The sequence below is a fragment of the Tahibacter caeni genome (assembly GCF_024609805.1).
Taxonomy (GTDB): Bacteria; Pseudomonadota; Gammaproteobacteria; order Xanthomonadales; family Rhodanobacteraceae; genus Tahibacter; species Tahibacter caeni.
Genome location: NZ_JANFVR010000049.1, coordinates 1 through 22,782 on the forward strand (window position 1 = coordinate 1; position 22,782 = coordinate 22,782).

General features: G+C 66.6%; 12 protein-coding genes, 1 tRNA gene, 2 pseudogenes and 1 CRISPR repeat array. Of the genes and pseudogenes, 4 read left to right on the plus strand and 11 right to left on the minus strand.

The features are described 5' to 3' along the window. Positions 1-378: 378 nt before the first annotated feature. Positions 379-828 (minus strand): hypothetical protein, encoded by a 450-nt coding sequence (locus tag NON22_RS06750; RefSeq protein ID WP_257386167.1) that lies wholly within the window; start codon positions 826-828, stop codon positions 379-381. Between NON22_RS06750 and NON22_RS06755 the strand changes: the two are divergent. Next, a pseudogene (locus NON22_RS06755) lies at positions 760-1,083 on the plus strand (ATP-binding protein); the annotation flags it as partial. The gene NON22_RS06750 and the pseudogene NON22_RS06755 sit on opposite strands and share 69 nt — an antisense overlap. Positions 1,084-1,233: 150 nt before the next feature. Continuing rightward, positions 1,234-3,745: a CRISPR direct-repeat array (repeat unit 34 nt; unit sequence GTCTCAATGGCCTCTGCGGCCAAGCCGCTGCAGC). A gap of 282 nt (positions 3,746-4,027) precedes the next feature. Here NON22_RS06755 and cas2 read toward each other — a convergent pair. From cas2 to NON22_RS06785, 6 genes are all read right to left on the minus strand, one after another. Beyond that, complete coding sequence (gene cas2, locus NON22_RS06760) at positions 4,028-4,312, minus strand: CRISPR-associated endonuclease Cas2 (protein WP_257386168.1); 285 nt, start codon at positions 4,310-4,312, stop codon at positions 4,028-4,030. Beyond that, positions 4,309-7,161, minus strand: coding sequence for a CRISPR-associated endonuclease Cas1 (gene cas1, locus NON22_RS06765; protein ID WP_257386169.1), 2,853 nt, complete (start codon positions 7,159-7,161; stop codon positions 4,309-4,311). The genes cas2 and cas1 overlap by 4 nt, the downstream gene beginning before the upstream one ends. Positions 7,162-7,218: 57 nt before the next feature. Then, positions 7,219-7,641 (minus strand): type III-B CRISPR module RAMP protein Cmr1, encoded by a 423-nt coding sequence (cmr1, locus tag NON22_RS06770; protein ID WP_257386170.1) that lies wholly within the window; start codon positions 7,639-7,641, stop codon positions 7,219-7,221. Between the two features lie 609 nt (positions 7,642-8,250). Continuing rightward, the gene (locus NON22_RS06775) at positions 8,251-11,484 is read right to left on the minus strand and encodes a WD40/YVTN/BNR-like repeat-containing protein (protein WP_257386171.1); all 3,234 of its coding nucleotides are present in this window, start codon (positions 11,482-11,484) and stop codon (positions 8,251-8,253) included. A gap of 13 nt (positions 11,485-11,497) precedes the next feature. Further along, positions 11,498-12,244 (minus strand): LolA-like protein, encoded by a 747-nt coding sequence (locus NON22_RS06780; RefSeq protein WP_257386172.1) that lies wholly within the window; start codon positions 12,242-12,244, stop codon positions 11,498-11,500. A 547-nt stretch (positions 12,245-12,791) separates the two neighbouring features. Then, positions 12,792-12,867, minus strand: a tRNA-Ala gene (locus tag NON22_RS06785). A 540-nt stretch (positions 12,868-13,407) separates the two neighbouring features. Here NON22_RS06785 and NON22_RS06790 point away from each other — a divergent pair. Further along, a complete protein-coding gene (locus NON22_RS06790; protein WP_257386173.1) occupies positions 13,408-13,731 on the plus strand; it encodes a lipid-A-disaccharide synthase N-terminal domain-containing protein in 324 nt (107 codons plus the stop codon). Between the two features lie 266 nt (positions 13,732-13,997). Here the strand turns inward: NON22_RS06790 and NON22_RS06795 are convergent. The 4 genes and pseudogenes from NON22_RS06795 to NON22_RS06810 form a co-directional block, all read right to left on the minus strand. Then, positions 13,998-15,104 (minus strand): annotated as a pseudogene (locus tag NON22_RS06795) (DUF1329 domain-containing protein). Between the two features lie 291 nt (positions 15,105-15,395). Then, positions 15,396-18,101 carry a methionine synthase gene (gene metH / locus NON22_RS06800; protein WP_257386174.1) on the minus strand — a complete coding sequence of 902 codons (2,706 nt, stop codon included), beginning with the start codon at positions 18,099-18,101 and terminating at the stop codon, positions 15,396-15,398. Between the two features lie 170 nt (positions 18,102-18,271). Beyond that, entirely contained in the window at positions 18,272-19,363 is a 1,092-nt protein-coding gene (locus NON22_RS06805) for a homocysteine S-methyltransferase family protein (RefSeq protein ID WP_257386175.1), read from the minus strand. Between the two features lie 49 nt (positions 19,364-19,412). Next, positions 19,413-20,339 (minus strand): ArsR/SmtB family transcription factor, encoded by a 927-nt coding sequence (locus NON22_RS06810; RefSeq protein WP_257386176.1) that lies wholly within the window; start codon positions 20,337-20,339, stop codon positions 19,413-19,415. Positions 20,340-20,452: 113 nt separating this feature from the next. On the opposite strand from NON22_RS06810, the gene NON22_RS06815 reads away from it, so the two are divergent. Both NON22_RS06815 and NON22_RS06820 read left to right on the plus strand, forming a co-directional pair. After that, positions 20,453-21,226 carry a carboxylesterase family protein gene (locus tag NON22_RS06815; RefSeq protein WP_257386177.1) on the plus strand — a complete coding sequence of 258 codons (774 nt, stop codon included), beginning with the start codon at positions 20,453-20,455 and terminating at the stop codon, positions 21,224-21,226. Between the two features lie 149 nt (positions 21,227-21,375). Beyond that, positions 21,376-22,536: an acyl-CoA dehydrogenase family protein gene (locus tag NON22_RS06820; RefSeq protein WP_257386178.1), complete on the plus strand. Its 1,161-nt coding sequence runs from the start codon at positions 21,376-21,378 to the stop codon at positions 22,534-22,536. The last annotated feature ends 246 nt before the right edge of the window (positions 22,537-22,782 follow it).

The window sequence follows — 22,782 nt, forward strand, 5'->3', positions numbered from 1 at the left end:
ATGATCTCGGAACCCCGCCAAAATCGGTCACGATCAACCGAAATGAGCGGTCACGCCTTACCGAAACAACCGGTCATGCCTTACCGAAATGGTCGGTCACGATCGGCCGAAATACGCAGTATTCGCGCGATGCGCAGCCGCAATGGCGCGGACAAGGCAGGCGCATGGCTGGGGCGCCGGAGCCGAATCATATCGCCCCGATGGCGACGGGCGACTGGCGAGCGAGGGAGCCGCACGCCCCGACTAGAATAGCCGCCCCGCAAACGGCGCGGCTATCGTTGCGGCCTGCCTCACATTGCAGGGGCGCCATGGATGTGCGGTCCCCAAACGAAACGGCCCGCGATAGTGGGCCGTTTTGTTGCTGGCGCGTCTCCCGGCTCAGCGAGCGACGTGCTTCGCCTTCGCCCCGCGCAGGTCGGTGCCGCGGCCGAAGGAGGCGCCGCGCCAGACCGAGAACGCGGCGTCGAGGTCGGCGCTCGACACGTCGCTCTGGGCCACGGGCCGTGCAGGCGGGACCTGGATCGCGGGTGCGCCCTTCGCCTTCAGGGCGTCGTTGACCGGCGGCAGGTCCTTCGCGACGAAGGCGTCGAAGCGCGCGGCGACTTCGTTTGGATATTCCGGTTCATGAGAAGCCACCATTCCGGAGCATGAGAAGCCACCGTTCCGGGCCATGTGAAGCCAGGATTCTGGAGCATGTGAAGCCAGCCGCTGGGGCCCGGTTCCGGTCCATGGGAGGCCAGTGCGGATGCTCGCTCGCTTGACCTCGTCATCCTCGACGAACTGGGCTACCTGCCATTCTCCCAGGCCGGTGGTGCGCTGCTGTTCCATCTGCTCAGCAAACTCTACGAGCGCACCAGCGTCGTGATCACCACCAACCTGGATTTCGCCGAATGGGCCAGCGTGTTCGGCGACGCGAAGATGACCACCGCCTTGCTCGACCGGCTCACCCATCACTGCCACATCGTCGCCACCGGCAACGACTCGCATCGCTACCGCCACAGCAGCGAAGCCGCCGGTCAACGGATCAGGGCGCGCGAAGCGACACGCAAGCGCTCCAAGCCAACCACCGCCGACCTGACGTAGAGTCATCCCCAGACGGCCACCTCCCGTGGCCGTCTTCCCCCGGGTCAGTTTTCAATCGGCGCGGCGAGTCAGTTTTCAATCGGCGCCGACACTCTGCGGCCAAGCCGCTGCAGCGTCGTCATCATCTTCGCGGTGCGGATTCACATCCGTGTCTCAATGGCCTCTGCGGCCAAGCCGCTGCGGCTCCTCTACCGTGTTCCGAGTAAGGAAATCCTGCAAAGTCTCAATGGCCTCTGCGGCCAAGCCGCTGCAGCCAGTGGATGTTCATCGCGGGGGTGTGGGCGGCGATGTTGTCTCAATGGCCTCTGCGGCCAAGCCGCTGCAGCGCAGTCAGATTCCGGCGATGTTGCCTGCCGGCATCGTGTCTCAATGGCCTCTGCGGCCAAGCCGCTGCAGCCGGCATCTGAATTCAGATGCCTCCGTGCAGTCTTGTCTCAATGGCCTCTGCGGCCAAGCCGCTGCAGCATACTATTTTTGTACAAATTGCAAGTTATCGGTCTCAATGGCCTCTGCGGCCAAGCCGCTGCAGCATAAAGGCGATTTGGTGCCTGATATCCGTGCCAAGTCTCAATGGCCTCTGCGGCCAAGCCGCTGCAGCGGCGGCGCTGGCGGAAAGACAGCGCGAGGCGCGCAGTCTCAATGGCCTCTGCGGCCAAGCCGCTGCAGCGCAACAAAAAAACGCCGTGACACGAAGTACATGTGTCTCAATGGCCTCTGCGGCCAAGCCGCTGCAGCGCCGTCGCCCTCCAGGTGACCCAGCGTGCAGAAGTCTCAATGGCCTCTGCGGCCAAACCGCTTCAGCGCCACCAAGCACCTGGCCAAGGCCGGCATCAAAGTCTCAATGGCCTCTGCGGCCAAGCCGCTGCAGCCGGTTACCGTCTGCGCATCGGGCAGGCGTATGTTCCGGTCTCAATGGCCTCTGCGGCCAAGCCGCTGCAGCCTTCATGCTCGTCATGTACATCGGCAGCTACTTCACCAGTCTCAATGGCCTCTGCGGCCAAGCCGCTGCAGCTCGTCATCGACGGTGTTGACGTCACCTGGTACATGTCTCAATGGCCTCTGCGGCCAAGCCGCTGCAGCTTCTCAATGATGGCCGAAATGTTTCGGTCCTCTGTCTCAATGGCCTCTGCGGCCAAGCTGCTGCAGCCGATTTCCGCCTTCCTCGCGGCGCCGCCTATAGTCTCAATGGCCTCTGCGGCCAAGCCGCTGCAGCCGGCAGAGTACGTTGCGGCGCACGGCCGCCGGCCATTGGTCTCAATGGCCTCTGCGGCCAAGCCGCTGCAGCCGGCAGAGTACGTTGCGGCGCACGGCCGCCGGCCATTGGTCTCAATGGCCTCTGCGGCCAAGCCGCTGCAGCACGGTGACCGACCTCAGTTTCGCGCCGGATCAGATCAACGTCTCAATGGCCTCTGCGGCCAAGCCGCTGCAGCTCGAGGCCGAGATTTTTCAACAGCAGTCCGGCTCAGGTCTCAATGGCCTCTGCGGCCAAGCCGCTGCAGCCTGTGGTATTTCATCACGGGCAAAAAGCCCGAACAGAAGTCTCAATGGCCTCTGCGGCCAAGCCGCTGCAGCACCATGAAGTACCCGCTTTGCTGGAAGATCTTCGGTCTCAATGGCCTCTGCGGCCAAGCCGCTGCAGCCGTCAACAAGACCGTTTCGAGCTTCGATGCTGCCGTCTCAATGGCCTCTGCGGCCAAGCCGCTGCAGCCGCATTCCTTCGCCGAACTCCACCTCGTTCTTCCCGGTCTCAATGGCCTCTGCGGCCAAGCCGCTGCAGCGGTCTTCGCCGCCTCCGCCGACCAGCCCAACTGGGTCTCAACGGCCTCTGCGGCCAAGCCGCTGCAGCCCGGATGATCCGCTCGTGCTGACGAATCGGGCGGTTGTCTCAATGGCCTCTGCGGCCAAGCCGCTGCAGCCCGTCGTGGTCGCGTTCCAGGTTCGCCAGGAGCGTCTCAATGGCCTCTGCGGCCAAGCCGCTGCAGCTCGAGTCTCGCCGTTGCCGCGAACACGCCGCTCGGTCTCAATGGCCTCTGCGGCCAAGCCGTTGCAGCGCCTCAACCTTCGCCCAGATGACGTCTACCAAAGTCTCAATGGCCTCTGCGGCCAAGCCGCTGCAGCCGGCCGCCACGACGGCCAAGGCCTCGGCCCTGGGTCTCAATGGCCTCTGCGGCCAAGCCGCTGCAGCGTACAGCTTGGCGTCGACACCTCACGCGACAGCGGCGTCTCAATGGCCTCTGCGGCCAAGCCGCTGCAGCCAACGTCAACGAAAGCTACGTGTACACGATCGAGTCTCAATGGCCTCTGCGGCCAAGCCGCTGCAGCTGCTGCAGGGTTGGTCCAACGTGACCTTCCCCTCGTCTCAATGGCCTCTGCGGCCAAGCCGCTGCAGCAACTGTTGCCAGTAGCTGCCGCGTATTGCGATGTCTCAATGGCCTCTGCGGCCAAGCCGCTGCAGCTTCAGTACTTCGTCTGTGGGATAAACCTTGACGGTCTCAATGGCCTCTGCGGCCAAGCCGCTGCAGCGCTAATCTGCGCGGCTATCAGCGCTGGGAGCTCGGGTCTCAATGGCCTCTGCGGCCAAGCCGCTGCAGCTACGCGCGTGGGCGCTACCCGCGCTGCCGAGCTCGAGTCTCAATGGCCTCTGCGGCCAAGCCGCTGCAGCGGCATCTCCTTTTTTCCCTATACCACCAAGGAGATAGAGCCATCGTTGCACCAACCGCCGCGGCCATGCAACGGCAGCGGCCCGGAACGTCGGAAACAAGCCCCGGCGGAAGGGAAATTTCCTTTGGGATCAACCGTGCACCAACCGACTTTCCGGCAAGCGATGCCGTTTGCGACGCAAGGCACGGGGGCCATTGGCGATTCCGTTGGAGGGCGGTCGTTTCGTGCAACTGCAAAGACAGGTTGCTGCCAAGCCGGTCATTCAAAGCGGGCTGGGTTCTGTTCATGCGACGACTACCGCGGCCGGCGGGCAGGGGGCCGGCGCACCGATCGCGCCCGCAACGGCGAAAGCGTCACAGTTCAGTCCATACCAGCGAATCTGGCCGGAAAACGGCGATCGGCACAGTGCATGGAGGTCTTGCTCAAGTCGGCTGAACGCGGCGTCACTGCGTACTGCGATCTCGAAGACGGATTCCTGCACCCGCCTGCCGTCACGCAGCAGGCGCCGGGCGACCTGCTCGCGGGCCCGGTCTTCCGCGATGTCGTAAGTGATGAGATAGAACTTCATCGGAAACGCGGTGCCATGAAGGGTTGCTTTCCTTCGAAGTCTTTCTTGAGCCGGTTGGCCTGATGCTGCAGATGGCCATACAGGCCGTGCGCCTGTTCGGCGTGAGCGGCGCGCAGCGGCTGCTGGAAGCGCTGGCACAGCGCGACGATGAAGCGTCGGCGTGCCGGCGGCGCGAGCCAGCAGGCACCGTCCGGCCGCAGCAAGAAGTCTTCGGGACGAAACTCTCGCCGGTTGAGTTGGCTGAGTACCTGGCGTTCGACGAGGAATCGGAACGGCTCGATGAAATCCGACGCCAGCGCGGCGTGTGTGCCGCGGGGCTGATGGTAGATGCCCAGTCGAGGATTGAGGTGAGCGGCCAGCAATACAGCGTGAGCGGCATGGTGCAGCAGGGTGTAACCGAGGGAGAGCAAGGCGTTCACCGGATCGCGAGGCGGGCGGCGGGTGCGTCCGGAAAAATCGAATCCGGGAGGAAGCAGCCCATTGAAAGCGGCAAAATAACGCGCAGTCGCCTGGCCCTCGACACCGCGAAGCGCGTCCACGGTATCGGTAGTGTCGATACTGCCCAGGGCGCGCTTGAGCGTGTCGATGACTGCGGCAGGCGCTCGGCGGTGAGACAACACGGTAATCAAGGAGTGCACGCGTGCGCTGGTGACCGCCTTGGCGAAGCGCAGGCAGAATGCCGTGTCGGCCGCGTGCTGGTGCTGTACCTGCCACAGAGCAAGCGTGGCGCCATCGGGTTCTCCCGCCGTGGAGCCCTGCCATTGCCCGCTTTCGGTCAGGAAATGGATCGGCACGCGCGCGCGCATGGCGGCCTTGATGACTTCCGTCGACAGCTGTGCGCGGGTCAGCAGCATCACTCCGGCGAGTTGGGCGAAAGGATATCGTTCGTTACGGCCGTCGACGCGCTGAAGCGACAGCTGCCCATCCTGCAGTCGCAGGGACGCGCCGCGCTCATTGACGATGAGCAGCATTCCCGGCTCCTCGCCCGAGTAATCGACGGTGGCCGCCGGCATGTCCGGTTCGACCGGCGGCGTCAACGGCTCCTGCAGGGCCGCAGGCAACGGCGTGGGCGCATCGGTATTTTCCTTGCGCGATTCTACGACCAGCTGACCGACGAACCGATATCCCAGGAAGCGGAAACCCTGAGCGAAACGGGTGATGCGGGTTTTTTCCGGGTTGAGCCGCAAGCCGGCGTCGGCCAAGGTCGTGGCGGCGGTTTCCAGCGCAGCCTGGGCCTGCTGCTCGGTCTTGCACAACACGACGAGGTCGTCGGCGAAGCGTACCGGATGGACCCCGCGGCGCAGCAGTACACGGTCCAGGTGGTCCAGCATCAGGTTCGACAGGATAGGACTCAGCGGGGCGCCCTGAGGTAGTCCTTGCAGCCGCTGCACGCCGTCGGCGCGCGGTGTTTCGATCCATCGCAGAACCTGGTCGACCAGCGGGTCGTTGCCGAACAGACAGCGCAGCCGGCTTTCGATACGCCACCAACCGACGTCGTCGAAAAACCGACGAATGTCCGTCTCTCCCACCACTACATAACCTTCATCCCGCAGCCGCTCTATACGGGCTCTGGCCGCCTCGCGGCCGATGCCGCGCCGGAATCCAAACGAACTCTCGCAGAACAGCATGTCAAGGCCGGGCTCCACACGCTGCAACACGGCGCGCTGTGCGACCCGGTCGAAAAAACTGGGGATCAACAGTTCGCGCGTGCTGCCATCGGGCTTGGCCAAGGCAACCGGAACCAAAGGCGCCGGTTCCAGCAGGCCGGCAGCCAGCCGCCGTGCGATGGTGTCGAGCATCGGCGGGACCGGTTCGGGTGCGGCCTCGGGCAACTCGTCCAGTTCAGGCCACTGGGTCAAGTCGCGCCTTTGCCGGACATGGTCGAGTGCCTGAACCAGATTGCTCTCCTCGCAGATCATCTGCAGGCTGCGGTGGTCGACCGGAAGCAGCGCTTTCGTTGCGATGCCTTCGCGAGTCTCCAGTTGCAGTCGCCCGAGTCCGAACGCGCGTCCCTGGCCCAGGCCCAGGTACTGCAGCAGCACGAGATGTCGCCATTGCTCCAACGATGGCGGCTCACGCCACTCCACGAGAAGTTCGCCCAGCATTCCTTCGTCCAGCGGCTTGGCGCCGGCTCGGTCGCTGCGACGACCGGGATCGACCAGGAACAGCTCCTTGCGCCGGATGTGCAAAGGCAGCGGAGGAATCACCCACATTCCCAGCTTCAGACTGAACTTCAGAGACACGAGGCTGGAGACCAGCGCGCGCGAGAGTGTGTCGTCGCTGACGTCAGCTTCTTCACGACAATAGCGGGCACGCCCGCGAGCCTCCTTTTGCCCCAGTGCGATGCGAGTGGGCGAGGTCAATCGGATGCGGAACTCTCGAACGCCGATCCAGCGCTGCGCTTCCGCATCCAATGCCGGCTCGTCCAACAGTGACGCACCAACCGCGCCGGAAGGGGACAGTTTCCAGTTGTCGCCAAAAGCCACGCTCCTCTGCCCCGCCGTGGGCGCGCCGCCCGGCAAACCCTGCAGCAACGCAGTGATTGCGTCGACACGTGCCCGATCATGCAAGCTGGCGAAGAGCGTGAAACCAAAGCGATCGCCGCGGGCCACCTGATAGCGTGCGGAGCGAGGAACCTCGATCGAAAGCGAGTCCGGGCTGTCCTTGTGTTCGTGCATTGACGCCAGCAGCAGGCTTGCCAGCCGCGCTTCCGGGAAAAGCCCTATCGTCGTCGGCCTCAGGCATTCGAGCTCGATTCGCCGAGTGATCAGCGGAAGCAATGGGATCGGCACAGGATCGGCAGCCGATGGCGGCGACTCAGCGCAGGCGGATGAGACGGGCAAGTTCATGGGGAATTCGCGCGATGTCGTGGTCGGTCAACGAGGCGCCGGCAGTCAATCGTTCGGTCAGACGCAGTACCACCGCATCGACGCCGGCCGCGTAAGTTTCCCGGCACGCGTATCCCATAGTCCCTGGCCAAGCAGATAGCCGGAGCGATCCAGGTCCGCGGCGACTTTGCTGGTTTCGCTCGTGGCGGACAGCAGCACTCGGCTCTGGCCATGCCTGGGATACCGCTCATCAGCGGCTTCCCCAAACAAAGCCTGCTCGGCCTGATGAAGTTTCTGCAGTGCGGCGACATCACTGCTCGCGCCTGCGCGGATTCGCGACCACTGCAGCGCGTGCCACCAGAATCGCAGTACTCCCTTGATACTGGCGACGCGCAATGGTCCCTGTCGGACGGAGCTCTGGCCGCCGGGATCGAAACCACCAAGGAACAGTGGAGTGGCGACGCGGAACGTTGCATGGACCGATCCGGCGAGTTCGGGCATGGGCTGGGCCGTGGCAGTGTCAGAACCAAGCTGCCGCGAGTCTGAGCTTTCTCTCAGTGAAAAGCGAAAATACTTTTCTGGCATTCGTCCACTGCGGCGGATCGAACGATCGATGGCAGTGGTCAGTGGGGTGTACGCGGAGAAGGCAGCGACCGCCTCGCCCCCATCCATGGCACCCGGCAGTGCAGCGCTGTGCGCGCTGTAGCGTTTCGGGGCGCGAAACCCGGCTGCCGAATGGGCGGCGTAATGATCGACTTATTGATCCTGCCGTCGAGAATGCGGAATCTGTTCGCAGCCGGCTGTGCCGCCGCCGCGGCTCCGGTGGCACAGGCCATTGCGTACGGCGGGCACGATCGGTGCCACGCAGTCCTTGGTCGACAGCCAGTCCACGGCGGCCAGTCCTTCCCTACCGGAGCACTTCCTTCTCGTCCCGCTCGTGCACGCGGTCGATCGACGCTCGGTCCCATTCATTCCCCGGATCGACGTCTGGGCCGAAACCACGGTCGCCGGGCGCTTGCGGCCTGCCTCGCATTGCCGGACGACATGGATGAGCCCCAAACAGAACGGCCCGCGCTAGCAGGCCGTTCCGGTATTGCAGTGTCTCCCCGCTCAGCGAGCGACGTGCTTCGCCTTCGCCCCGCGCAGGTCGGTGCCGCGGCCGAAGGAGGCGCCGCGCCAGGCCGAGAACGCGGCGTCGAGGTCGGCGCTCGATACGTCGCTCTGGGCCACGGGTCGTGCAGGCGGGACCTGGATCGCGGGGGCGCCCTTCGCCTTCAGGGCGTCGTTGACCGGCGGCAGGTCCTTCGCGACGAGGGCGTCGAAGCGCGCGGCGACGTCGTTCATTTCCTTCTGCAGCGCATCGACGGTGGCCAGCTGGTATGCGCCCGGCGCGCCTTCGTAGAACACGATCGCACCGTACACGTTGTCCAGCTTCTCGCGCAGGCGCTCCTCGCCGGTGATGGCGCCGCCTTCCTTCGTGGCGACGATCTCCTTGCGGATCGCGTCGGCCTTCTCGCCCAGCCCGGCAACCTTGCTGCGCGCCGGGTCGCCTTCCGGCAGCTTCGCAACGATGGCGGCGGCCTGGTCGCGGACGGCGTTGATGCGCGCCATCAGGCCCGTCATCTCGCCGAACATGCCGTGCACGCGCATGGCGGCGTCGAACTGCAACCGGCGCTCGGCGACCGTCAGCTTCGTGCGCCGGTCCACCGAGACCTCCAGCGGCGTCTCGTAGATCTGCTTGTTCTTCGTCATGCGCACGGTGTAGGTGCCCGGCACCACGCGCGGACCGATCGTGCCGTAGTTCGCGAGCTGCGCCGCGGGCGGCACGACCGGCGGCTTCACGCGCATCGACCACGTGATGCGGTTGAGACCTCGGCGCTTGGACGCCGGCAGCGTGTCGATCACCTTGCCGTCGGGGTCGAGCACTTCGATCTTCAGGTCGCCGAACAGGTGGCGCGTGCGCTGGTAGTAGGTGATGACGGCGGCGTTCGACGGGTTGTCGCCGACGAACTTGGCGTCGCCCTCGACGCTGCCGCCGAAGCTGGCGATGCGCTGTTGCACCGGACGCGCGGCGACGAAGGCCGCATCGCGGGCGAGCAGCGCGTCGTCGATCGAGCGCAGCGGCGTGATGTCGTCGATGATCCAGATGCCGCGGCCGTGGGTGGCTATCACGAGATCGGAATCGCGCGGCTGCACGGCCAGGTCGCGTACCGCCACACTCGGGAAGTTGCCGCCCTTGAACTCGGCCCAGCGCGCGCCGCCGTCGGTGGAAATCCACAGGCCGAACTCGGTGCCCACGAACAGGAGGTCCGGGTCGACCGTGTCTTCCTTCACGACGTGTGCGTAGCCGCGCAGACCGTGCTCCTTGCCCGCGATCTTCTGCCAGGTGCGGCCGAAGTCGCGCGTGCGGTAGACGTAGGGATCCATGTCGCCGAAGGTGTGGCGATCGAAGGTCGCGTACGCGGTGCCGGCGTCGTGCTGCGAGGCTTCGACGGTGCTGACCCACGCGTTCCTGGGCAGCCCCTTCACGTTGCCCACGACGTTGCTCCACGACGTGCCGCCGTCGCGCGTGAGCTGCACGTTGCCGTCGTCCGTGCCGACCCAGATCACGCGGCCGTCCTTGGGCGACTCGCTGATCGAGTAGATGGTCGTGTGCATCTCGGCCGCGGAGTTGTCGACTGTGATGCCGCCCGACTCCTCCTGCTTCTGCTTGTTCGGGTCGTTGGTCGTGAGGTCGGGCGAGATGCGTTCCCAGTTCTGGCCCTGGTCGCGCGAACGGAACAGGAACTGCGCGCCGTAGTAGATCGTGCCCTTCTCGTTCGGCGAAAGCTCGATCGGCGTGTTCCAGTTGTACCGCAGCTTCTCCTTGAAGCCGGCGGTCGGAGCGATGAAGCGGATCTGCTTCGTGCGACGGTTGATGCGCCCGAGGAAACCGCCCTGGGCTTCCGCGTAGAGGTAGTCCGGGTCCGCCGGATCGGGGAACACCCAGAAACCGTCGCCGAAGAACACCGGCTCCCAGCGGGCGTTCGTGATGCCGCCCGGATTGGCCGAATCGCCCACCCACGAGCCGTTGTCCTGCAGGCCGCCGTAGACCTGGTACGGATCCTGGTCGTCGGCACTCACGTGGTAAAACTGAGAAATGGGTAGATTGTCACCTTTCCACCAGCGATTGCCGCCGTCGTGGCTCAGGAACAGGCCGCCGTCGTCGCCGCCGATGACGTGGTTGGTGTTGTCGGGGTTGATCCAGAGGTCGTGCCAGTCGCCGTGCGCACCGCCGCCCGTGGACGAGAAGCTCTTGCCGCCGTCGAGCGAGACGATCAGCGGCAGGTTCGGCTTGAAGATCTTGTCGGGATTCTTCGGGTCGACGATCAGGCGCGAGAAGTAGAACGGCCGCCAGACCATGGCCTGGCTGCGGTCACCCTCGGTCCAGGTGCGGCCACCGTCGTCGGAACGGAACAGCGCGCTGCGTACGCCTTCGATCACGGCATAGACGCGCTTCGGGTCGCTCGGCGCGATCGTCACGCCGATGCGGCCCCAGGGCTTGGCCGGCAGGCCGTTGTCCTTGCCGGGCTCGATCGAGGTGAACGACGTGCCGCCGTCGTGCGTCTCGAACAGGCCCGAACCGGACACGGCTTCGGGGCCTTCGCCGCCGGAGCGGAACGTCCAGCCCTTGCGGCGGAAATCCCAGAGCGAGACGAACAGGTGATCCGGGTCCTTCGCGTCCATGCTGATGTCGGCGCAGCCCGTCGAGGCGTTCGGACCCTTGAGCGCGAGCGTCCAGTGGCGGCCGCCGTCGTGCGTGACGTACAGGCCGCGTGCCGTGGAATCGCTCCACAGCTTGCCGGGCACGCACGCATAGACCGTGTCGGGGCGCTGCGGGTGCACGAGGATGCGCGAGATGCGCTCCGAATCAGGCAAGCCCAGGTAGGTCCAGGTGTCGCCGCCGTCGGTCGACTTGTAGATGCCGTTGCCGATCGAGACGCTGTTGCGCGTCCACGTTTCGCCGGTGCCCACCCAGACGACCTGCGGGTTCTTCGGATCGATCGTGACGGCGCCGATGGACTGCACGGGTTGCTTGTCGAACACCGGCTTGAAGGTCGTGCCGCCGTCGGTCGACTTCCAGACGCCGCCGCTGGCCGCACCGACGTAGAGCAGCGTCTTGCCGTCGACGACGCGCGCGTCGATCGCCGAGATGCGGCCGCTCATGGTCGCGGAGCCGATGTTGCGCGCGCCGAGGCCGGAGATCGTGCCGGCGTCGAAGCGCGCTGCGGCGTCCTGCGCGGCCGCCGGGATCGAGAAGGCCGCGAGCGCGAACGCAGCGGCGAGGGTGTTTTTCGTGCGCATGGTCGTCGCCTCCTTACTTCGACGCAGCGGGGGAGGCCGGGAACGCGAACTTCGCGTCGTCGACCGGGACGTTCACCTCGACTTTCTCGAGCGTGATCTTCTGCTGCTTCGGCGCGCCCTTCGGCCCGCTCTCGATCGAGAACGGCATATAGACGCCGGCCACTTTCTCGTAGTTGCCGAGGTCGCTCTCGAACGCCTGCTCGCTGCCGCGCACCTTGCGCTGCGTCACCGTGCGGATCTCCAGGAAGTAGTCGGGATCGAAGTAGACGTACTTCACGTCCCCGTCCTTCTCGCTGATCTTGAGCTTGTGCGCCTCCGTGCCGTCGACGTCCTCGGTACCGAGGTATTCGATCGTGCTGCCCTTCGCCTGCCAGTCGACGAGCGGGCCGTCGATGTCGGCGTCGTCGATCAGTCCCTTGCTGTCGTCGGCCGACAGCTTCTCGGGATCCTTGCGGCCGCCGAACGGCTGGATCTGCCAGCCTTCCGTGCCGTCGTAGGCCTGTACCGAGGTCATGCCCTGCAGCGACGCTTCCTGCCGGACCTTGCCGGTGCGGCTCACGATCGTGTCGAGAGTGAGATCGACCGAGAAGTCGCCCGTGAAGGACAGCTTGCCGGTCGAGCGCAGCGAGCCGATCGCCTTGATCGCATCGCGTCCTCCCTTCGCCTCGAGATTCTTCGCGATCAGCTCCTCGGCGGTCATGGCGCTGGCCGCGCCCGAGGCCGCGAGGAGCAGCGCGCTCAAGCAGATGCGTCTGTGCATGGGAACTCCGTCTGGATGGGTATACGACAGAAACAGCGCGAATCGCGTGCGCGCGAGCGATGCCGGCACGAGCTCAGGCAAAAGCCTACGCCCGGCGGATCCGCCCGCAGATGGGGCAGAAGTCATGCTATCGGACGAGGGAGGGGGGACGGTCTTGCGCACGGTCGCGCCGTCCGGTTTCACCGCCGATGACGGACGGGAAACAACCATCGTCGTCTGCCATCATTCGCGGCGCCATCGACGCCCTCCACCGACGAGAAGGTCGCTCACTTCGGGCGCCTCCACACAGGCGATGCCGTGTGGTTCGGTCAGCACGATCCGGCAGTCATTCCGGGTGCAATGCGGACTGTCCATCGCGGTTCGCCGCAAGGTCGTGCTCGGCGAAGACGTCCACGGCGACACTGACGGCATGGCCCAATCGCGGACGAGGGTAATGAGCCGCATGCGTCCACGGTGGACCGGGACGCCGCGATGAATTCATGGCGGCGGACGAGCGCAACGAAAAAGCCGGCACGAGGCCGGCTTCACGATGCATTGCTGGTGTTAGTGGTGGAGCGGAGGAGGATCGAACTCCCGACCTTCGCATTGCGAACGCGACGCTCTCCCAGCTGAGCTACCGCCCCACGTGAAACGCATTGCACGGGTACCGCGCAAGGGCGCGAATACTAGCGTGCCGCGTGGCGGATGCCAAGCCCCGGTCAGGCTGACCGTCCTAGCTGCTCGCGGCCTGCCGCTTCCGGCCCGGCTCGATGCGCCGTTCCAGCCGGTCGGTAGTCATTCCACTTGGCGGCCTGCCCCATGAGCGGGAGCTTCCGCCGGCCTGGCCTGGCCTGGCCGGCCGCTGGCTGCTGGCAGGCAGTCGGCAAACCAGAACCTGGCCCGGTGAGGCGGTGCTTGGCACGGCGGCCGGCGATTCTGCTGTGCTGGCTAAGGTGAAGCGGGCCATGTCTGCAACCCCGCGGCCACGGATCAGGATTGTCGCGGTGTTCCCGACTGGCTTCGGAAAATCTGCCGCCGCTGGCGACAATGCCGTCAAACCGTCCGAGCCACGCTGCCGGCCATGAACCCCTGAAACGCCCGTTCGACCAAGGCTGGTAGAATCCGCGCCCAGCCCGCGCCCGGCGCGACTCCTTCTTTCGCCTTAACTCCCCGCAGTCATCCCCATGGATCAAGTCCTGTTCGATTTCGACCACGTGGTCATCACGCCGTGGAAGCTCATCGGCTATCTCGGCGCCTTCCTGTTCACCGCGCGCTGGTTCGTCCAGCTGTACGCGACGCGCAAGGCCAAGCGCGCGCACCTGCCGATGATGTTCTGGTACCTGTCGATCGTCGGCAGCCTGATGACCCTGTCGTATTTCATCTGGGGCAAGAACGATTCGGTCGGCATCCTGCAGAATGCGTTTCCGGCGGTCGTGGCCACGTACAACCTGTTCGTCGAGCTGCGTCACCGGCATCAGGAAAAGCTCGCGGAGCGTGAAGCGGCCTGAGATCGGGTCGGCGCGTCGGCGCCGGCGAAACAGGCCGTCTTGCAGTCGACGTCATTCGGGCAGGCTTCCGACAGACGACTTCCGCAAATCGCAGAAAAAAGGAGCGCATCGTGCGCTCCTTTTTTCTTGGCGCGGCACTCGCAGCGGCTTGAGGACAGCCCATGCGCGTTGCGGGCGCTTTTCTGGTTTCGCGGGTCGCACGAGCCAGGTCCGCGACTTCGCCCGACCGCCGCCTGGGAGGGGGGCGTCGGCCGGGCGCGGCGCGGTTACTGGATGCCGCGCGTGCGCAGCGAAGCCGGCGCGAAGTCGGTCGGCGTGCGCTGCAGGCTGAAGTTCAGCTGCTCTTCCTGGTTGTCCAGACCGCTGACGAGGTAGCGGCCGTTGAGTAGGTCGTAGTGGACTTCCAGGGTCGGCGAGACCATTGGCACTTCGTAGTAGTTGATCACGTGCGCTTCGGACAGGCGCCAGAGCTTGCCCTTGGTGTCGTAGTGGTCGGCCAGTAAGATCTGCCAGCTGTCTTCGTCGGTGTAGTAGGTGCGGCGCGGGTTGATGTGGCGCTGGCCGGGCTTGAGCGTCGCCTCGACGACCCAGACGCGGTGCAGTTCGTAGCGCAGGTGCTTCGGATCGAGGTGGCCGGCCTTGACGAGGTCTTCGGGCTTGAGCTCGCTCGCGTCGGCGCGGTAGGCGTTGTAGGGCACGTAGAGCTCGCGCTTGCCGACGAGCTTCCAGTCGTAGCGGTCGAGCGCGCCGTTGAACATGTCGAGCATGTCGTTCGTGCGCAGGCCTTCGGACGCGGTGCCTGGATTGTCGTAGGCGACGTTCGGTGCGCGGCGCACGCGGCGCTGGCCGGCGTTGTAGAGTCAGACGTCGCGCGGCGCGACGGTCGGGTTCAGGGTCTCATGCACGACCTGCATGTTGCCGGCCAGGCGCGCCGGGCTTTCGACGCTCTGGAAGTAGTACGAGAACACGTTGTCGATCGTGCTGAGTGTGGAGCCCTGGCGGAAGTACGGGAACAGGAATTCCTCGCGCACGCGGGCCAGCACGAACTGGCCGGTCGCCGTCGGCGCGGCCTGGTTCCACCAGCGCGACAGCGCGATGCCGCGGTACTTGAGCTTGTGGTTCCAGATCGCCTCGGCGCCGTTCTGCGGCAGCGGGAACGGGAAGCCTTCGGCCGCGTCGGTCAGCACGTCGCCGCCGTCGGCGAGCCTGGCCGTCGTCGCGTTCTTGCGCGTGGTCTCGTAGGTGCGCGCCGGAAACGCCGCGCTGCGCCGCGTCGGGTAGACGTTGAACTTCATGTCCGGGTATTTCTTCAGCAGCGCAGCCTGGCCCGGCGACAGCTTGTCGGCGAAGCGGGCGACGTTGCTCGCGTCCAGAGTGAGGCCGGGGCCGCTGTACGCGTCCTGCGTGCGCGGCGATCGCTACGTTCCGTGTGCGGCGCGAGGGCCGGCTGACCAGCGGGGGCGCGCATGCTCGCCGCGGGGTCTAGAGCAAACCATCGGCGCTGGCGTGCCGATGGCGTTTTGCACGAATGGGTGTTCAGGTCGGCGGCGGCGAGCGCAGCGAACCGCCACGTTGGCATTTTTCCATTGCGGAAGCCGGCGATGTGGCGGTTCGCCCGTCGGGCTCACCGCCAACCTGCGCCGCGGTTCGCACCGCAGCAGGACTTACTCCGGATCGTAGTCCAGCAGCGGCGCGAGCCAGCGTTCGGCCACTTCGAGGGTCCAGCCCTTGCGTGCGGCGTAGTCCTCGACCTGTTCCTTGGTGACGCGACCGACGACGAAGTACTGGCTCTGCGGGTGGGAGAAGTACCAGCCCGAGACGGCGGCGGCCGGGTACATCGCGAAGCTGTCGGTCAGTTCGATGCCGGCGTTCTTCTCGGCGTCCAGCAGGTCGAACAGGGTGCCTTTCTCGGTGTGCTCGGGGCACGCGGGGTAGCCCGGTGCCGGGCGGATGCCGCGGTATTTCTCGGCGATGAGGTCGGCGTTGGCGAGACCCTCATCCGGCGCGTAGCCCCAGAATTCGCGGCGCACGCGTTCGTGCAGGCGTTCGGCGAACGCTTCGGCCAAGCGGTCGGCGAGGGCCTTGAGCAGGATCGACGAGTAGTCGTCGAACTCGCGCTCGAAGCGTTGCAGGTGCGACTCGATGCCGATGCCGGCGGTCACGGCGAAGCCGCCGATCCAGTCGGCCACGCCCGAGTTCTTCGGCGCGATGAAGTCGGCCAGGCAGAAGTCCGGCCGTTCCATGGGCTTGTCGACTTGCTGGCGCAGGAAGTGCAGTCGGGTCGGCTTGGCGTCGCCGGTCTGCACTTCCACGTCGTCGCCGACGCGGGCCGCCGGCCAGAAGCCGATGACGCCGCGCGCGGATATCCATTTCTCCGCGACGATCTTCTCCAGCATCGCGCGCGCGTCGCGGTAGAGCTCGCGCGCCTGGGCGCCGACGATCGCGTCGTCGAGGATCTGCGGATAGTGGCCGGCAAGTTCCCAGGTCGAGAAGAACGGCGTCCAGTCGATGTAGTCGACGAGCTCGGCCAGCGGGTAGTCGTCGAATACGGTGACGCCGGGCCTGGCCGGCGCCGGCGGCACGTAGTCGCTCCAGCCGCCGTCGAAGGCCTGGCCGCGGGCGTGCGCGAGGCTGACGAGCTTCTTGCCGGGACCGCGGTCCTTGTGGCGCTCGCGGATCTCGGCGTATTCGTGGCGGATGCGCGCCATGAACTCGTCGACGAGCTCCCGGGAGATCAGCGACTGGGCCACGCCGACCGCGCGCGAGGCGTCCTTGACCCAGACGGTCGGCGATTTGTAATGCGGCTCGATCTTCAGCGCCGTGTGCGCGCGCGAGGTCGTCGCGCCGCCGATCAGCAGCGGGATGTTCAGCCCCTGGCGCTGCATTTCCCTGGCGACGTGGCTCATTTCCTCCAGCGACGGCGTGATCAGGCCCGACAGGCCGATCATGTCGGCGTTCTCTTCGCGCGCGACGTCGAGGATCTTCTGCGCCGGCACCATGACGCCGAGGTCGACGACCTCGAAGTTGTTGCAGCGGAGCACGACGCCGACGATGTTCTTGCCGATGTCGTGCACGTCGCCCTTGACCGTCGCCATGACGATCTTGCCGTTGGACTTGCCGGCGTCGCCGCTGCGCGCCTTCTCTTCCTCGATGAACGGCAGCAGGTAGGCCACGGCCTTCTTCATGACGCGGGCCGACTTGACGACCTGCGGCAGGAACATCTTGCCGGCGCCGAACAGGTCGCCGACGACGTTCATGCCGTCCATCAGCGGGCCTTCGATCACGTCGAGCGGACGCGTCGACTGCCGGCGCACTTCCTCGGTGTCGCCTTCGATGTACTGGTCGATGCCGTGGACCAGCGCATGCTTCAGGCGTTCGCGCACGGGCTGTTCGCGCCAGGCCTGCGTCTCGATCGCCGCTTCGCCCTTCTTGGATTTGTAGCGTTCGGCGATCTCGAGCAGGCGCTCGGTCGCATCGCTGCGGCGGTTCAGCACGACGTCCTCGACGCGCTCGCGCAGCTCCGGATCGAGGTCGTCGACGATCGGCAGGCCGCCGGCGTTGACGATGCCCATGTCCATGCCGGCGCGGATCGCGTGATACAGGAACACCGCGTGGATGGCCTGGCGCACGGTCTCGTTGCCGCGGAACGAGAACGACACGTTGGAGACGCCGCCGGACACGTGGCAGTGGGGCAGGGTCTGCTTGATGATGCGCGTGGCTTCGATGAAGTCGACCGCGTAGTTGTTGTGTTCCTCGATGCCGGTCGCGATCGCGAAGATGTTCGGATCGAAGATGATGTCCTCGGGCGGGAAGCCGACTTCATCGACGAGTATGCGGTAGGCGCGCGTGCAGATTTCGACCTTGCGCGCGCAGGTGTCGGCCTGGCCGGCCTCGTCGAAGGCCATGACGACGACGGCCGCGCCGTAGCGCAGCACCTTGCGTGCCTGCTCGCGGAACACGTCCTCGCCTTCCTTCATCGAGATCGAGTTGACGACGCCCTTGCCCTGCAGGCACTGCAGGCCGGCTTCGATGACGCTCCATTTGGACGAGTCGACCATGACCGGAATCCGCGCGATGTCGGGCTCCGAGGCGATCAGGTTCAGGAACCGCACCATCGCGGCTTCCGAATCGATCAGACCTTCGTCCATGTTCACGTCGATGATCTGCGCGCCGCTGGCGACCTGCTGGCGCGCGACGTCGACGGCTTCCTCGAAGCGGCCTTCCTTGATCAGCTTCTTGAACTGCGCGCTGCCGGTCACGTTCGTGCGCTCGCCGACGTTGACGAACAGCAGTTCGGGCGTCAGCACCAGCGGTTCGAGGCCGGACAGTCGGGTGTAGCGGGGCTGCGTGGTGTCGTGGTCGATGGACATGCGGTTGTCGGATGTTTCGCGTTCGTGGGCAGCGGTGGGGTCGCTGGGGGTTTGGAGCAGGCCGTCAGTTCGAGCGGCACCGGCATGCGCAAGGCGAGATCAGCCTTTCGTCGCTTTCCCGGCGGCCGCCGGAAGCGCGCCGGCAACTCCGAAATCGGGCCGGCGGGCGATCACGCCACGCTCTGCACCGGATAGACGACCGGCGTGCGCGGCGTCAGCCCGGCGACGGCCTCGGCGATCGCCCGGATGTGCGCCGGCGAGGTGCCGCAGCAGCCGCCGACGAGGTTCAGGAAGCCGGCCTGCGCGAACTCGCGGATCGTCGCGGCCATTTCCGCCGGCGTTTCGTCGTATTCGCCGAACGCATTCGGCAGGCCCGCGTTCGGGTGCGTGCTGACATAGCAGTCGGCGAGATTCGACAGGGTTTCCACGTGCGGGCGCAGGTCCTTGGCGCCGAGCGCGCAGTTGAGGCCGATCGCGAGCGGCCGCGCATGGCGCATCGAGTAGAAGAACGCCTCGGCGGTCTGGCCCGACAGGGTGCGGCCCGAGCGGTCGGTGATCGTGCCGGAGATCATGACCGGCACGCGCGCGCCGCGCGCTTCGAATTCCTCGTCGATCGCGAACAGGGCGGCCTTCGCGTTCAGCGTGTCGAAGATGGTCTCGACCATGACGATGTCGGCGCCGCCGTCGAGCAGGCCGCGCACGGCTTCGCGATAGGTCGTGCGCAGTTCGTCGAAGCTCGTGTTGCGGAAGCCCGGATCGTTGACGTCGGGGCTGATCGAGGCCGTGCGGCTGGTCGGGCCGAGCACGCCGATCACGAAGCGCGGCTTGTCCGGCGTCTTCGCCTCGATCGCGTCGCAGCATTCGCGTGCGAGTCGCGCGCCTTCGCGGTTGAGTTCGTAGACGATGTGTTCGAGGTGGTAGTCGGCCTGGCTGATCGACGTCGCGTTGAACGTGTTCGTCTCGAGCAGGTCGGCGCCGGCTTCCAGATACTGCGTGTGCACGGCGCGGATCACGTCGGGCTGGGTCAGCAGCAGCAGGTCGTTGTTACCCTTGAGGTCACAGACGTGGTGCTGGTGGTCGTGCAGGTGCAGATGGCGGCCGTCGTAGCCCTTGGCGAAGCGTTCGCCGCGGTAGCCTTCCTCGTCGAGCTTGTAGCTCTGGATCATGGTGCCCATCGCGCCGTCGATGACGAGGATGCGCTGCTGCAGCGCGGCCAGGAGCGCATTCGTGCGGGTAGTGTTCAGCCAGGGCAGTCGGTTCATGGTCGTGTCTTCGGACGGGTCGGTGTCGTCGTGAGGGCGGCGGAACCGCTCAGCGCTTGCGCGCGAGCAGGGTCAGCACTTCGAAATGCGGCGGGCGCCGCTCCTTGGTCGCGCGCGCGCAGCGGATCACGTCGAGGCCGGCGGCCTCGGCGCACTCGCGCAGCTGTTCGGGCTCGAAGCCGAGGTTGCGGTGGTCGAACGGTTCGACCGCGGTCCTGTGCGCGTGCCGGCCCAGGGTCGCCGCGAGCAGGCGGCCGCCGGGACGCAGCACGCGCGCGGCCTCGCCGAGCACGGCGGCCGGCCGGTCCGTATAGGTCAGCGCGTGCATCAGCAGCACGAGGTCGAAGCGGCGTTCGCCGAGATCGAGCGCATGCATGTCGCCGAGTTCGACCGTGACGTTGGCCAGCGCCTTGAGCCGCGCGCGCGCCGCGCCGACCACGCGTTCGCTCGCGTCGACGCAGACGATGGAACGCGCCTGCGGCGCGAGCAGCTCGGCCAGCACGCCGTCGCCCGAAGCGATGTCGAGCACGTCGCCGATCTCGACGAGCTGGGTCATCGCGCGGGCGAGTGCTTCCCAGGTGCGGCCCGGCGAATAGTGACGCTCCATGTCGCCGGCGACGCTGTCGGCCCAGCCTTCGGCGCCGGCACGCTGCGCGAGCACGCCGGGCAGGCGCTCGTCGTCCTCGCGCAGCAGCGCGTCGTCGACGCTTTCCTTGAGCGCGCGCAGCAGGGCCTCTTCGCGGGCCGGCAGCTCGGCGTTGAAACGGTAATAGGCCGACACGCCGGCGCGGCGGTCGCGCACGAGATCGGCTTCCTTGAGCTTGGCCAGGTGCGTGGACACGCGCGGCTGGGCCAGGCGCAGCACGGCCGACAGCTCGGCCACGGTCAGCTCCTCGCGTTCGAGCAGGGCGAGCAGGCGGACGCGGGTCGGATCGGAGAGCAGGCGCAGCAAAGCCGACGTGGCGGCGAGATCCACAATCTATCCTTTCATCTTGATTAAAAGATGGATACGCAGGGTAGCGAGGCGGCCGCGCCGGGTCAATGCGGCGGCTGTGCCGGGAGGGCGCGCCGGGCTAAGCTCGCGGGCTTATGTCCCTGTCCCGCCTGCTCAGGCCGCTGCTCGCGGCCGCCGTGTTCATCGCCGGCTCCGCCGGCGCCGTCGAGGACGCCGAGCTCGGCAAGTTCTGGAGCGAGGACGCGGCCCGCGTGCCGTATCGCGCGATCCAGACCGGCGCGGCCGCCGCCGGCCAGCGCCTGCCGCTGATCGTGTTCCTGCACGGCGACTGGCAGGACGGCACCGACAACGAGGCGCAGCTGGCCGGCTACGGCAACGGCTCGATGCAGCTGATCGACCAGGCGCGCGAGGCCGGCACGCCATTGGTCTACGTCGCGCCCCAAACCACCGACGCCTACTGGCCGCCGGCGCGCGTCGCGGCCGTCGTCGCCGATGCGCTCAAGCGCTGGCCCGTCGATCCGCAGCGCATCGTCCTGACCGGTATTTCCAACGGCGGCACGGGTGTCTGGGACGCGCTCAAGCGCTATCCGCGCTGCTTCGCGGCCGGCGTGCCGATGTCGGGCATGACCGAGCCCTCGGGCCTGCGCCGCATCGTTGGCGTGCCGCAGTGGATCTTCCACGGCGAGAAGGACGACGACACCGACGTGGAATGGGGCTACGGCGGCGCGCAGGTCGGTTCGCGCCTCGTCGTGCGCGCGCTGCGCGCGTTCGGCGGCAAGCCGGTCTACACCGAATATCCCGGCGAGAAGCACGTGATCTGGTCGCGCGCGTACGCCGACGCGAAGCTGCTGCCGTGGATGCTGGCCCGGCGCCTGCCGGGTACGCCCTGTCGTTTCGACGCCGGCTGAGCCGGGCCGGTCGGACCTGCCGGCCGCGCGGATTTGGCCGTCCGGCCCACGCCGGCGTCCGAACCGGTAAAATGCCGGACTCTTCACCCGCGTTTGCGCCGGCCGGACCCGGCCCGGGCGCGCCTCGTCGTGGCTCAGCAGGAGTTCCCATGGATTTCCGATTCACCGAAGACCAGCTGTCGATCCAGGCCATCGCGCGCGACTTCGCGCAGAAACGCATCGCGCCGGTCGCCGCCGAATTCGACCACAAGGGCGAATTCCCGCTGGCCAACATCCAGGAAATGGGCCAGCTCGGCCTCATGGGCATCGAAGTGCCGGTCGAGTACGGCGGCGCGGGCATGGATTCGATCTCCTACGTGCTGGCCATGATCGAGATCGCCGCGGCCGACTGCGCGCATTCGACGATCATGTCGGTCAACAACACGCTGTACTGCAACGGCCTGCTGAAGTTCGGCACGCACGAGCAGAAACTCGCCTACGTCAAGCCGATCGCCTCGGGCGAGGCGATCGGCGCGTTCGCGCTGACCGAGCCGCAGTCCGGCTCCGACGCGACCGCGATGCGCTGCCGCGCCGTCAAGCAGGCCGACGGCAGCTTCCTGATCAACGGCAAGAAGAGCTGGATCACCTCGGGCCCGGTAGCGAAGTACATCCTGCTGTTCGCGATGAGCGAGCCGGAGAAGGGCGCCCGCGGCATCACCGCGTTCATCGTCGACACCGACCGCGCCGGCTTCGGCCGCGGCAAGACCGAGCCGAAGCTCGGCATACGCGCTTCAGCGACTTGCGAGATCGAGTTCGCCGACTATCGCGCGAGCGCGGCCGAAGTCATCGGCCATGAAGGCGAGGGCTTCAAGATCGCGATGGGCGTGCTCGACGCGGGCCGCATCGGCATCGCCTCGCAAGCCGTCGGCCTGGCCCGCGCCGCCTACGAAGCGACCATCGCGTATTCGCAGGAACGCAAGGCGTTCGGCCAGTCGATCGGCAGCTTCCAGATGACCCAGGCCAAGATCGCCGACATGAAATGCAAGCTCGACGCGTCGTGGCTGCTGACCCTGCGCGCGGCCTGGGCCAAGCAGCAGGCCCAGGAGAACGGCGGCCGCTTCTCGACCGAGGCCGCCGTGGCCAAGCTGACCGCATCCGAATCGGCGATGTGGATCACCCACCAGGCCGTGCAGATCCACGGCGGCATGGGCTATTCCAAGGAAATGCCGCTCGAGCGCTACTTCCGCGACGCGAAGATCACCGAGATCTACGAAGGCACGAGCGAGATCCAGCGCATGGTCATCGCGCGCAACGAGACCGGCCTGCGCTGACGGTCGACGCGGCCGGGGTCGCGCCGTCGCGGTCTTTCGCGGCGGCGGGACCGGCACGCCTGCCGCGAAGCCCGCTCGCTGCGGCGATCGTGCGGGTCAATCCGCTCCCGCTCGCCGCGTAGCAGCGGCCGGCGGCCTCTCCGCCTGAATCCGGCGGAGCGCCGGAACGACGCCGCGGCGTGGCGTTCGAGTGCGCGCAGGCGATCCGCGGCGGCCCTGGCGCGCGCCGCCGCCGGCGGCGGGCTG